The following is an 11,504-nucleotide window of genomic DNA, read 5'->3' as shown; positions in this document are numbered from 1 at the left end:
GCGCTGCGTCTCAAAGTGGATAAGGCCGGATCCCCTCGCCCGGCCGACGCGATGCCGGCAGAGCCGAGGCTGGCCGCGGAGCCGGGCCAATGAGCAGCCTCGTCTTCCTCGTGCCCCTGGCCCTCCTGCTCGGCGCCTCAGCGCTCGCCGCTTTCCTCTGGTCCCTCAAGAGCGGCCAGTATGAGGATCTCGACGGAGCGGCCGAGCGCATTCTGCTCGATGACAAGGACGACCGGATCGCGACGGGGGAGCGCGACGGCGCCGCTCGGCCCGAGCCCTCGGCGCCCCCCATGAAAGGAAGGGATGAGGCGGTGTCGAGGCGCTAAAGGCGCGCCCGTGCAATGAGGCGGTCCGTCGCCCAGCCCAACGCGATACCGGCGCCATAGGCCACCAGGTTCCAGGGCGAGAAGACGCGCCCGAGCAGCAGCGCGCCGGGCGTCGTCAGCCTGAAGGCATCGAGCCAGGGCGTGTGATAGAGGCGGCTGAGCTCGACGCAGAGCGCGATCAGCGCGGCAAGGATCGCAAGCCGGGATGCCGGCTGACGCCGAGCGATGATGGTCAGCAGAAGGTAGACCATCGTCCCCCAGAGCAGCGAGCCGCCATATTTCACGACGCCGAACGGCAGCCCGAGCCCCATCCCGAAACGGCGCAGGAGCAGCCCCGCGGCGATCGTTGCGAGGCAAAGGGCGATCATCATCCCGCGCGAGCGCAGGCCCGTCTCGGACTCGCTTGTCTCAGACACATTCGTCTCGACATGGGTTTCCGCCCCGGGCGCCCGTTGAAAGGCCAGTGCGAAGGTGGTGCCGGGCTCGTCGTCGAGAAGCGCGATCGCGCCGCCATGGGCGTTCAGCATGGCGCGGACGATGGACAATCCCATGCCGGTGCCGCCGCTGTCGCGGCGCGTGGTGAAGAAGCTGTCGAAGATCCGCGCCCGGTTGTTCGGGGACACGCCGCTGCCATTGTCGCGCAGGGTGAGGCAGAGCCGGTCCGCCTCCGTGGCCGCGACGATGTCGAGCTCGCTCGCGCCATGACGCAGCGCATTGTCGGTGAGATGGCTGAGGATGATGCGCAGGTTCTCGGCCGAAATGCGGATGGCGCTGTCGAGCGCCCCCTCGGCGCGAATCCGGATGCCGGGGAAATCCCGCTGCAGATCGGCGATTGCCGGAGACAGGCTGGTCGTGCCGCCGGTCGGCGTGCTTTCGGCGCGGGCAAGTTCCCGCAGGCGGTTGGTGATCGCGGTCAGGCGATGCGTGTCGGCGATGATGTTGCCGAGGAAGTGCCGGCGCTTCGCCTCGCTCATCGCAGGGCCGTCACCGGCGCCATCGTCACGCAGCAGCTCGGCCGCGCCCTCGATCGAGGTCAGCGGCGATTTCAGCTCATGCGAGACATGGGCCGCGAAGGTCGCGATGAAATCGGAGCGGTTGTTCAGGCTGCCGGCCATGTCCAGGAAGCTCTGCGACAGGCGCGCGAACTCGGCGGTGCCGTGGTTCGTCAGCGGGCGCATGGCGCTGCGGTCGCCATGACCGATGGCGGTCGTACGCGCGATCAGCTCATGCACCGGCCGGGTGATGGTGCGGTGAAAGGCAAGCCCGATCAGCAGGGTGAGCGCTGCGACGGAGAGGCCGGCCAGCACGACCTTGCCGCGCTCCTCATAGAGATGGCGGAAGACATTGCTCGGCGTGCGCGAGGCATAGAGCACGCCGGCGACGCGATCCCCCAGGATGATCGGCGTCGCCGTGAAGATGCGGATGCTGGTGCCGCGGCTGAGCGAGTAGAGCGGCGGCGGCGCATGGCTCGAGACGCGCTGCCGCAAGGTCGCGGCGAACGAGCCCTGCAGCGCCTTGGCGACCTCCTCGACATGGGCGAGCGACAGGCCGATCTCGTCTCGGCCCGCGATCACCACGCCATGGGGGTCGAGCAGGCGGAAACCGGCGAGCGTGATTGTCTGCGTATCCAGGAGCAGCGGCGAAAGCCGCTCGCCGGCAGCCTTGAAGGTTGCGCCGGCGGGCTCGGGCGCGGGTTTCGCGTCCGGCCTGCGGCCCAGCAGGTTGTCGCGCGTCAGGTCGAGGCTGGGCAGGATCGGCCTGAACGGCTCGTCCGCCGACGAGGACGGCGTTGCCGGAACGTGAGCACCCAGCGCGGCGTCGGCCGGCAGGTTGCTCTCGAAATCGCGCCGGATGGCGGCTGAGAGGGCCACGCTCTGGGCGATCAGCTCGGCCTCGGTCTGGTGGACGAGCTGGTTCTCGTAGATCCGGAAGAAGAATAGCCCGACGAGCGGCAAGGCCAGCACCGCCGTCAGCATCAGGAAGACGATAAGGCTGAGATTGGGCCGCCATTTCGCGGCGACCTGGGCCGGGAACGGGGCAGAGGCCGTCACGTCCCGGCCTCGCAGCGTCCAAGGCGGAAGCCGACGCCGTGCACGGTGTCGATGGCGCTGCCGCAGCCCGATGCCGCGAGCTTGGCGCGGATGTTGCGGATATGGCTGTCGATCGTCCTGTCGGCGACATGGATCGCGCCGCCATAGGCGCTTTCCAGGATCTGCTCGCGGCTGAAGACCTGGCGGGGACGGGCCGCAAAGGTCTTCAGGATCGCGAACTCGATCCCCGTCAGCGGCAGCGCCCTGCCCGCGAAGCTGGCAAGATGCGACTCGGGGTCGAGCCGCAATGCGCCCCAGGAAAGCGGCTCCACCGACGCGGCCCCGACCGAGCGGCCGGTGCGCGTGCGCCTGAGGATGACGGTGACGCGCGCCACCAGTTCGCGCGGGCTGAACGGCTTGGTGACATAGTCGTCGCCACCGATCTCGAGGCCGAGTACCCGGTCGATCTCCTCGTCCCGCGCCGAGAGGAAGAGGATCGGCGCGTCGGAGGATTTGCGCAGCTGGCGGCAGACCTCGAGCCCGTCCATCTCGGGCATGCCGATATCGAGAATGACGAGATCGGCCGGCTGCCGCCGAAAACTCTCCAGGGCCTGCACGCCATCGCGGGCGATTGACGTGGCCATGCCGGCCTTTTCGAGTGCGAAACAGATGACCTCGCGGATATGACTGTCGTCATCGACCACAAGAATGCGGGGCGCCATCGTCACGTGCCTGTCACTGGTCGGCTGGGGCCGGGCTGCTCTTGCCCCCGAGCGGGGCATGGGGAGTGTTAGCCAAGTAGCGCGACAGGCGCCACGCGCGAAAGCCCCAGGCCCGCCAATCCGCCTGTTCCCTGTGGTGGCGATCGGCCATGTACCCACGGTTGCCCGGCAGCCTGTTGGGGTTCCAGGACCAGGTCGAATTGGGGACTGTGCGACCAACTGCGGCGACGCGCGGCGTGTAGCGATCGAAGGCCGGGATCACCTGGGGACCGAGCGATGTCAGATAGGCGGCATCGAGTCGCGAGCCCGTGCCGCGCAGCTCCTGGGAATGGCGGAAATTGTAGTTGGCGATCACCGCCGGCGTGTTGACGAAGCAGAAGGCGTAGAGCGCCAGCGCCAGCGCGGCGGCATTGGCCGAGACGAGCCAGTTGACCGATTTCCGCCCGACGATCTGGACGATGATCAGCACCAGGCCGAGCGCGACGAGCAGCATCCAGATGAAGGCGACGAGCCGGAGCCAGGTCAGCGAATAAGCTTCGACATAGAGATCGAGCCGCAGCAGCGTCGAGACCATCAGCATGATGTTCTGGCCGACCCAGGCGAGAACCAGCGGCCGGACGAGGCGGTGGCGCTCGGAGGCGCCGGCCGGCCGCATCGCGACCAAGACGAAGACGGCCGCCAGCAGCGCCGTGACGACGAGCGGATAGGCGCCGCGATGGGCGTAAGCGGCATAGCTCATGCCGTCCGGCAGTGCGACGCCACCCCAGAGATAGGCGATGTCGAGCAGGGTCTGCACGGCAAAGAGCGCGTTGAACAGGACGAGCGAACGCAGGATCGCCGTGTCGCCGAGGAGCCCGTGGCGATCGGGCGTGAGGGGCGCCGCAGGGTTCGCCTTCGCCTGGCGCTTGCGGGCGAGCCGGACATGCAGCATCGGCCAGACCAGGCAAAGCATCATCAGCCAGAAGGCGGCGCGCCAGGGCGAGAGCAGATCAAGCAACAGCCTGAGGTCGATGCGGTTCAGCCAGATCTCGACGAGCGGATTGGCGGAGGCAAACAGGGTTGCGAACACGCCGACGAGGACCAGCGGCACGACCCAGCCGATGAGCCAGGCGCTGCCGGAGGATGCGCGCCGACGCCGTGCCGAGAGGCGGCCGACACGGCCGATATCCCGCCTTAGCCCGCCGGCGCCGGACAGCAGCATCAGCCTCGCCTGCCGCAGCAGCTCCTGCCAGCGCGCCTGCTGCTGGCTGAGAATGACGGCAAAGGCCGCCGTGCAGAGGATCGCAACGAAGGAAGACAGCAGGCTGACCTCCTCGGCGATGGCGAGCAGCCCCGCCCCCAGCACCGCGAGCGCCAGGATGCGCCTGCCGGCGCCGGCGCGGATTGGGTTCGCCCAGAGCGAAGCGATGGCAAGCGCCGCCAGGAAATAGGCGAGCGAGATGCCGAGCCAATGGCCGTAGAACAGGAAATCGGCGAGCAGCACCAGGCCGGCGGCGAGCCCGAGCCGGGTCGCGAGCCAGCGCGTCGCGCGGCTCGCGAACGGCGATGCCGTCAGCTCCGCTGGCAGGGAGGATATCGGCTCTAGGGGTTCTGCTGAAAGGGAGGACATGGGCATGGGGCTTCGCTGATCGAGGATTCGGGCGCGCGGGGGCCGCGCGGCGGAGCGGGAAAGGCCAGGATGGCGGTCTCGGCAGGGAGCGGTCCGGCCACGAGCCACCAGCCATCGCGGGCCAGCCGGCGCGGCAGCCTTGATGTGAGGGAACGGGGAGCGACGATCTCTGCCATGCCGCAGAGATGCCGCAGCCGATTGCAGCGCCGGTCCTGAGAATGCTCAGGATCTCAGGATTGTTGTGCAGTTTTCGTGCAGGAAACGGCCCCTCCGCGGGAAGCGGCCGTTCGTCGACCCTGATGACCGGCAGTGTCGCCTAAAGCATCGGCCCGAAAAGTGGATTGCGGTTTTCGGGAAAGCCGATGCAAAGACAAAGGGTTAGATCACCGGACTGGATACGATATCCGGTCCGGTGATCTAGCAGGGCCAAGCATCGGTGCTTCCGATACCACGATCGGTTTATTCCGCTTCAAAKGCTCCGCCCGGCCTGCGACGTCTGCCGACGACGTTTCAAAACCCGAAGGGATCGATCATCATGGATAAGGCGCTCGCGCATAAGAAGGTTCTCATCGCCGGAGGCGCATCCGGGATGGGTCTGGCCCTGGCGCGGCACTGCCTCGACGCCGGCGCCGAAGTCATCATCGTCGGACGCAATGAAGCCCGGTTGCGGGCTGCCGAAGAGGCTCTCCGCTTTCCCGCGGCGCTCGCCGCCGTCGTTGCCGATGTCTCCCGCGAAGAGCAGATGGTGACGCTCTTCGAGCGCGTCGGCGCGCTCGACCATGTCGTCTGCACGGTGGCTGACATCGAGGGCGCTTACGAACTCCTGCCCGCACTCGACCTGAAGGCCGTCCAGAGAGCCGTGGACAGCAAGATCTATGCGCCACTGCTGCTGGCCAAGCATGGCGTCTCGAAGATCGGTCGCGATGGCTCGCTCACCTTCACCTCCGGTATCGCCGCCTACAGGCCCTCGGCCCGCGGGGCTGCGGTGGCGGCCGTGAACGCGGCGCTGGAAGGGCTGGTCCGGGCGCTTGCGGTCGAACTGGCGCCGATCCGCGTCAATGCGGTGTCGCCGGGCTGGGTCGACACGCCGATCTGGGTTTTCGTCGCCGGAGACCGCAAGGACGAGGTGCTGGGCGCCATGGCCGAGCGCCTGCCGGTTGGGCGGATCGGTCAGCCCGATGACATTGCGGACGCTGTTCGGTTCCTGATGGGCAACGGGTTCACGACGGGGACGGTATTGCATGTCGAGGGCGGACACCGGCTGATCTGACCGGTTCGAAACTGTCGCTGGCGGCCAGCACATGCTTGAGCGCCGCGGGCTGGATGCGGCGGCGCCGCCATATCATCGAGAGCGAGGGCGGCGGTCCGGGCCATGGTGCGTCCGCGACCTCGCCGCGCTCCAGGGCCTCGGTGACGGCGAAGCGCGGGACGAGGCCGAGGCCCGCCCCGCTCGCGACCAGGCGCACGATCATGGCGATGCTGCCGACCTCGGCTGCGGGGCTCGGGCGTGCGAGGCCCGCCTGAGCGAAAGCCTCGTCGAACAGCCGCCGATAGACGCATCCAACTTCGGTGACGATGAAGCGCGCGCCGGCGAATGCAGCAAGATCCCCGGGGAGCGCGCTGCGATTGTCGGGGGACCCGATGATGACGAGGGGCGCCGTCGCTATCGCACGCCTGGCCAGACGTTCATCGAGATCCGGCTGGTCGAAACGGAAGGCGACATCGATGTCTCCATCCACCAGTTGCCTCAATAGTTCTCCGCTGCTCCCGATCTTGATCGTGAGCGTGATCTCGGGATGCTTGCGCGAAAAGCCTGCAAGCCATTGCGGGAGCTTCGCCGACGCGATGGTCTCCAACGCGCCGATGGTGACGGATCCGGCAGGGTGCGCCGCGATCGCGCTCATCGCCGCCCGCGCTTCATCCGCCAGTTGCGTCAGCTCCTCGGCATAGGGCTGGAGAACTTTTCCGGCAGGCGTCAGCTCCAGACCGAGCCTCGAACGCGTGAAAAGGCCAACCCCGAGTTCAGTTTCCAGGGCCTGGATCTGGTCGCTCACGCTCGACTGCGCGAGATGAACCTCTTCGGCGGCGCGGGTGAAATTCAGCGTTCGCGCCACGGTCAGGAAGGTCTTGAGCGATCTTGAGAGCATGGCGATGCAGTCCGCGATTGTGCATCGATATGCTACGCGGCCGGCCGCCTGCTGACCACCCGCMGCGCCCTTCCGATCACCCGCAAACGGGCAGGCTGCACCGCTCTTCCCCGTGCAGCGAGGACCGCCGCAGGCGGGCCCGAGCATCCGATTCAATCCACGCGATTGCTAAGCCGGCTCTTGGTCCAGCGTTCGCGTCTGCAGGATGCTGACCGGCGGCCAGGACAGGCAATCCGCGACATCGAAGGTCAGCGTGAACGGCGCAAACGGCCGCTTGGCGAAGTCGAAAGCAGACTCCCGCTGTGTCCCACCGATCGCCATCGCGATCGTCAGATGCGGCCTCCAGTGCTCCGCGAGGTAATGCGGGTCGCAGAGTGCGGGATCGACACGTGCATGCAACCTTGCGTGAGCCTCGATCAGGCGCTGATCGAGGCTGGGATTCAGCCAGAGCACCAGCGGCTCGGTATCGAAGAATTCAATCCGCTCGAAGGTCAGCGCGAAGGCCGGTTCGCCCGCGAGCGCCTCCGCGGCGGCGGCGAGGCTGGATGTCCCGATCGCCGGGCAGCGCGCCAGCGTGATGTGGGGGAAATAGCCGAGCGCGCGGATCGAGGGCGCGGTCTCGAAGGCCGAGGCCTTGTCGACCAGCGCCCAGAAGGGCTTTGCAGGGTCCTGCGTGCGCAGGGTGATGCCGAACATGCTGCAGCCTGTGTGCCCCGCCTCGCCCCTTCCTGCAACTGCAGAAGCGGGACGGAGAGACCGCAAGGCTTCGAGCGTCATGCCCGCCACGGCCCGGCGACCGTGCCTTGCCCTACCCCGGCCAGCCCGAGGCGCGCGCCGATCCAGCCGTCATCGTCACGAAGCGCTGCAACCTGCGCGGCCGGGCTAGATCATAGGACAGGAAATCCTATCCGGTCAGATGATCTAACCCTTTGTATTTGCGCCGGCTCTGTCCCGAAAACCGCAATCCACGTTTCGGGCCGATGCTTTAGAGGGCACCGGGGCGCGCTCCGTCACCCACCCTTCTTTCCGCTCGCATCGAACTGCTTGAGGAAAGCCAGCAGATCGGCGATGCGCTTCTCGTCCTTCAGTCCGGCATAGATCATCTTGGTGCCCGGCACCTTTGTGCGCGGGTTCTGGATGTAGTTGGCGAAGGTGGCGTCGTCCCAGGTCAGCCCGGAATCCTTCATCGCGGCGCTGTAGCCATAGCCTTCGCGGGTTCCGGCCTTCTGGCCGATCACGCCGTTGAGGATCGGCCCGACCGTGTTCTTGGCGGTCTCGCCGAGCTGATGGCAGGCGCGGCACTGGGCATAGACCTTCTCGCCGGCGGCGGCATCCTGGGCACGKGCGGGCTGGGCGGCGGCCGCGAGCAGCGCGGCCCCCAGCAGTGAGGCAAGCTTCATATCGTTGGAGTCCTATGGTTTGGGCGCGAAGGGACTGACCCAACCGCCGCTCTGGGCCGGAGCCTTCGGCGGAAAAGCCTGGGCGAGATAGTCGAGCAGGATCGCGCGCATCTCCGGATCGGGCGCCGACATGCTGTGCTTCTCGGTCATCCAGTTCAGGGTTTCGTCCCAGCGGACGCGATCCATGCCCTGGCGGCCGACGACCTTCATCGAATGGCAGCCGATGCAGTAGCCAAAGGTTTCGTCGCGGCCGCGGAAATCCGGCAGCGACTCGGGCGTCTCCTCCTGGGCAAAACTGCCGGCGGGGGCGAGGAGGATGGCCGCAAGAGCGGCCATCCGGAGCGAGTGAAGCGCGGCCATCGTCAACCGACCAGGATCGCGGTGCGGTGGAACGGGTTGGAGCCGTAGCCCTGCGGGTTCCAGTTGGTCGCGACATGCGGCTGGGCAACCCCGCGGGAATCCGTGGCGCGGACCCAGAGCTCGAAATAGCCCTCGCTCGGCAGGGTCACCGCGCCGGTCCAGCGCACCCAGTCATAGCGGTTCTTCGGCTTCGCCAGCGTCATGGCCTGCCAGCGCTGGCCGGCATCGAAGGAGACCTCGACCTTGGCGACATCGTGATCGCCGGCCCAGGCGGCACCGCGCAGGGCGACCTCGCGGGTAGTAGCCGGCAGGCGCGTGCCATTGGCGGGCGCGGTGATGATCGAGCGCACCGGCATCGAGGTCATGTCGGTGAAATTGGTCTTGCCGTCGGCATTCGACCCGGGAATGAGCGGCACGGTCGGGATGCGGTAGGAGGTTCCGCCCATGCCCTGCCCGTCATGCGGGGTTGCGCGCACCAGGATGCGGTTCAGCCATTTCGACGAGAGTGAGGCCGGCCAGCCCGGGACGAGCAGGCGCAACGGGCCGCCATGGATATKCGGCAGCGGCTCTCCGTTCATGGCCCAGACGATCAGCGAATGCGGCTCGAGCGCCTTCTCGATCGGCATGCCGCGCGAGATCGCATCGCGGGTGGTGTCGCCGGAGAGATGCGGATCKGCGCCGAAATGGCCGGTGAACCTGGCGCCGGCTTTGAGACCCGCGGCCTTCAGCACATCGGCGAGGCGCACCCCGGTCCATTCGGCGCAACCGGCGCCGCCATTGGTCCATTGGTTGCCGCGCCCGGCTGGCTGGTAGAAGGAACGGCCATTGCCGCCGCATTCCAGCACCATCCGGAAGGTCTGTGCCGCGAAGCGAGATTTCAGCTCGGCCAGAGTCAGGGTCAGCGGCTCCTCGACCTCGCCCTCGATCTTGAGCTGCCAGGTCTCGGCATTCGCCACCGGCTCGGGGATCTGACCGTTATTGCGAATGAAGAATTTTGAGATCGGCGTGGTGTCGTCATTGAGCAGGCTTTCCGGCGTCTCGGCGACGAGTGGCCGATCGCCCAGAAGCACCAGGCCCTTGTCCTTGCCCGGAAAATCGAAGGGCTGCGGCCCCTTTGGCGGGGCGGCTGCGGGCGCGGCAGCAGGAGCGCCCTGCGCGGCAGCCGACGATACGATCGAGAGGCGCGGCAGGCCGCCAAGCGAGGCGCCGAGCGCTGCCAGGCTGCCGCCGAGCAGGAGGCGTCGCGATGCGCGTGGGGCGGTGGAGCGTTCGGAGACTGAATCGTGATGCGGTTCGGCGGCGGCATCCCGCGCCTGGACGTCTTCCAACATGGTGTTTTCTCCCGAGGACATGTTCCTCGCTGGAGACGACGCCGGGCCGATGCGATTTATTCCAGGTCGAGAAAAATATTCTGGCGGAGCGAAAAAATCCGTCAGCCGACGCAAGCGGGCCGGAGGCTGCGCGCCTCGGCCAGCGCCGCGATCTGTTCGCGCGGGATGCTGCGTTCATCCTCGGTCAGCCTCGCGACGAGGGCGGCAATGCCGTCGAGGCGGGCGGGATCGATGCCCTGCCCGATCAGGGCGTAGCTCGCGTGGTGGCCGTGCCAGGCGCGGATCGCAAAACCCTCGCGATCCTGTACGGCTGGCCGCGCCGGCAGGCTGTCGTCGATCGGCGCGATCCACAGGCCGACGCGACAGCCATTGGGTCCGACATAGCCGGCAAGCACGCCGCCGCCGCGCCGCACGGCGGGGTCGAGCGAGAGATGCACGAGGCGCAGCGAAGCGAGCGACAGATCCGGCAGGGCGTCGACATCGGCGCCTGCCAACTCGACGCCGAGACGCTGTGCCTGGGCGGCGGGCACCTGGGCGAGCCAGAGCCGATGCGCGGCAACGGCCGCGGTCAGCGGTGATTCTGCGGGGTCCGTGCGATACAGGCCGAACCAGGCGACGCCGAGCCCGCAGGCGATGAGCAGCGCGGCCGCCACCTGCAGCCATGGCCGGGGCTTCAGTCGCGTTGGCGGCGGGGGTTCCGGCAAGGCGAAGGGCGGCGCCTCTTCCTGCGGCGGCAGCGCGCGCATGGTGGCGCGCAGATGCGTCAGCGTCGCGACCTTGGCGGCGATCTCGCGATCGGCCGCGATCGCAGCTGCGACCTTGGCCGCCTCGCCCGGCTCCAGCTCGCCATCGACATAGGCGTTGAGCAGATCCCAGGAGATGGTTTCGCGCCCGGTCATGTCAGCCACCCGCCTGGCGGCGCCGTGCGGGCAGGACGCGGAGATTGCCGCCCTCGATCGCCTCCAGCAGCGCTGCCCGCGCCCGGCTGATCCGGCTCATCACGGTCCCCGTGGGAATGCCGAGAATCTCGGCCGCCTCGCCATAGCGAAACCCGGCGAGATCGATCAGCTCGAGGATGTCGCGATGCGACGGATCGAGACGTTCGAGCGCCTGGCGCACGGTGATCTCGGCGATCAGGCTGTCATGATGGCGCCAAAATGCGCCCTCGGGCGCTTCCGCCTCGGTGGCGGCAAGCACAGAGGCCTGCCCGCGGCGATGCTCGTCGATCCAGAGATTGCGCAGGATCGTGAAGAGCCAGGGCCGGAGACGCTCGTCCTCCTCGGGGGGCGACGCGGCCAGCGCCTTCATCGCGCAGGATTGCAGCAGATCGGCCGCCGCGTCCCGGCTGCCGCTCAGCCGCAGCGCATAGAAGAACAGGCGGTCCCAGTTCCGGCGCAGGGCACGCTCGACGACGATACGCAGGATGAGCCCCTCCGCGATGGCTTTCAGGCCTCATCCTATCGCAGAGGCTCCCGGGCTTCTCAAGGCTCGGGCAGGTTTCCGGCTCGGACGATGACGCGAGGTGCGCCGTCAAGCTCAACAAATGTTAATTCCTTTCTCGCACATGAAAGGAGTGACG

General features: G+C 67.7%; 12 protein-coding genes. 2 read left to right on the top strand and 10 right to left on the bottom strand.

The genetic code is table 11. The features are described from left to right. Positions 1 to 89: 89 nt before the first annotated feature. Positions 90 to 326, top strand: a complete 237-nt coding sequence (gene ccoS, locus AC1DIO_RS30325; RefSeq protein ID WP_441508337.1) for a cbb3-type cytochrome oxidase assembly protein CcoS — start codon at positions 90 to 92, stop codon at positions 324 to 326. On the opposite strand, the gene AC1DIO_RS30320 is transcribed toward ccoS, so the two are convergent. From AC1DIO_RS30320 to AC1DIO_RS30310, 3 genes are read right to left on the bottom strand one after another with little or no spacing between them, the layout of a single operon-like run. Further along, the gene (locus AC1DIO_RS30320) at positions 323 to 2,377 is read right to left on the bottom strand and encodes a DUF2809 domain-containing protein (protein WP_476854530.1); all 2,055 of its coding nucleotides are present in this window, start codon (positions 2,375 to 2,377) and stop codon (positions 323 to 325) included. The genes ccoS and AC1DIO_RS30320 overlap by 4 nt on opposite strands. Then, positions 2,374 to 3,078: a response regulator gene (locus tag AC1DIO_RS30315; RefSeq protein ID WP_476768738.1), complete on the bottom strand. Its 705-nt coding sequence runs from the start codon at positions 3,076 to 3,078 to the stop codon at positions 2,374 to 2,376. Before AC1DIO_RS30315 ends, AC1DIO_RS30320 begins: the two co-directional genes overlap by 4 nt. Positions 3,079 to 3,091: 13 nt before the next feature. Next, positions 3,092 to 4,687, bottom strand: coding sequence for a DUF4153 domain-containing protein (locus AC1DIO_RS30310; RefSeq protein ID WP_476854529.1), 1,596 nt, complete (start codon positions 4,685 to 4,687; stop codon positions 3,092 to 3,094). Between the two features lie 535 nt (positions 4,688 to 5,222). Between AC1DIO_RS30310 and AC1DIO_RS30305 the strand changes: the two genes are divergently transcribed. After that, positions 5,223 to 5,957, top strand: a complete 735-nt coding sequence (locus AC1DIO_RS30305; protein ID WP_476854528.1) for an SDR family oxidoreductase — start codon at positions 5,223 to 5,225, stop codon at positions 5,955 to 5,957. Here the strand turns inward: AC1DIO_RS30305 and AC1DIO_RS30300 are convergent. The 7 genes from AC1DIO_RS30300 to AC1DIO_RS30270 all read right to left on the bottom strand — a co-directional run bounded on the left by AC1DIO_RS30300 (position 5,908) and on the right by AC1DIO_RS30270 (position 11,323). Next, positions 5,908 to 6,834 (bottom strand): LysR family transcriptional regulator, encoded by a 927-nt coding sequence (locus tag AC1DIO_RS30300; RefSeq protein WP_441508333.1) that lies wholly within the window; start codon positions 6,832 to 6,834, stop codon positions 5,908 to 5,910. The genes AC1DIO_RS30305 and AC1DIO_RS30300 overlap by 50 nt on opposite strands. Positions 6,835 to 7,002: 168 nt before the next feature. Next, complete coding sequence (locus tag AC1DIO_RS30295) at positions 7,003 to 7,530, bottom strand: 2'-5' RNA ligase family protein (RefSeq protein ID WP_441508332.1); 528 nt, start codon at positions 7,528 to 7,530, stop codon at positions 7,003 to 7,005. A 314-nt stretch (positions 7,531 to 7,844) separates the two neighbouring features. Beyond that, positions 7,845 to 8,234 (bottom strand): c-type cytochrome, encoded by a 390-nt coding sequence (locus AC1DIO_RS30290; RefSeq protein WP_441508331.1) that lies wholly within the window; start codon positions 8,232 to 8,234, stop codon positions 7,845 to 7,847. Positions 8,235 to 8,246: 12 nt separating this feature from the next. Beyond that, positions 8,247 to 8,594, bottom strand: coding sequence for a hypothetical protein (locus AC1DIO_RS30285; RefSeq protein ID WP_441508330.1), 348 nt, complete (start codon positions 8,592 to 8,594; stop codon positions 8,247 to 8,249). A gap of 2 nt (positions 8,595 to 8,596) precedes the next feature. Next, positions 8,597 to 9,925: a sulfite oxidase gene (locus AC1DIO_RS30280; RefSeq protein WP_476854527.1), complete on the bottom strand. Its 1,329-nt coding sequence runs from the start codon at positions 9,923 to 9,925 to the stop codon at positions 8,597 to 8,599. A 101-nt stretch (positions 9,926 to 10,026) separates the two neighbouring features. Further along, positions 10,027 to 10,824, bottom strand: coding sequence for an anti-sigma factor family protein (locus AC1DIO_RS30275; protein WP_441508328.1), 798 nt, complete (start codon positions 10,822 to 10,824; stop codon positions 10,027 to 10,029). Between the two features lies 1 nt (position 10,825). After that, a complete protein-coding gene (locus AC1DIO_RS30270; protein ID WP_441508339.1) occupies positions 10,826 to 11,323 on the bottom strand; it encodes an RNA polymerase sigma factor in 498 nt (165 codons plus the stop codon). Between the last annotated feature and the right edge of the window lie 181 nt (positions 11,324 to 11,504).

The organism is Allobosea sp. 05T439 (assembly GCF_056396005.1).
The sequence above is the reverse complement of the archived record's forward strand: the minus strand, read 5'-3'. Positions and strand labels throughout refer to the sequence as shown.

Excerpts from the sequence above, each read along its gene's own strand:
- AC1DIO_RS30285 (WP_441508330.1), bottom strand. The coding sequence starts at position 8,594 with ATGGCCGCGCTTCACTCGCTCCGGATGGCCGCTCTTGCGGCCATCCTC.
- AC1DIO_RS30300 (WP_441508333.1), bottom strand. The coding sequence starts at position 6,834 with ATGCTCTCAAGATCGCTCAAGACCTTCCTGACCGTGGCGCGAACGCTG.
- AC1DIO_RS30305 (WP_476854528.1), top strand. The coding sequence starts at position 5,223 with ATGGATAAGGCGCTCGCGCATAAGAAGGTTCTCATCGCCGGAGGCGCA.
- ccoS (WP_441508337.1), top strand. The coding sequence starts at position 90 with ATGAGCAGCCTCGTCTTCCTCGTGCCCCTGGCCCTCCTGCTCGGCGCC.
- AC1DIO_RS30275 (WP_441508328.1), bottom strand. The coding sequence starts at position 10,824 with ATGACCGGGCGCGAAACCATCTCCTGGGATCTGCTCAACGCCTATGTC.
- AC1DIO_RS30295 (WP_441508332.1), bottom strand. The coding sequence starts at position 7,530 with ATGTTCGGCATCACCCTGCGCACGCAGGACCCTGCAAAGCCCTTCTGG.
- AC1DIO_RS30310 (WP_476854529.1), bottom strand. The coding sequence starts at position 4,687 with ATGTCCTCCCTTTCAGCAGAACCCCTAGAGCCGATATCCTCCCTGCCA.
- AC1DIO_RS30315 (WP_476768738.1), bottom strand. The coding sequence starts at position 3,078 with ATGGCGCCCCGCATTCTTGTGGTCGATGACGACAGTCATATCCGCGAG.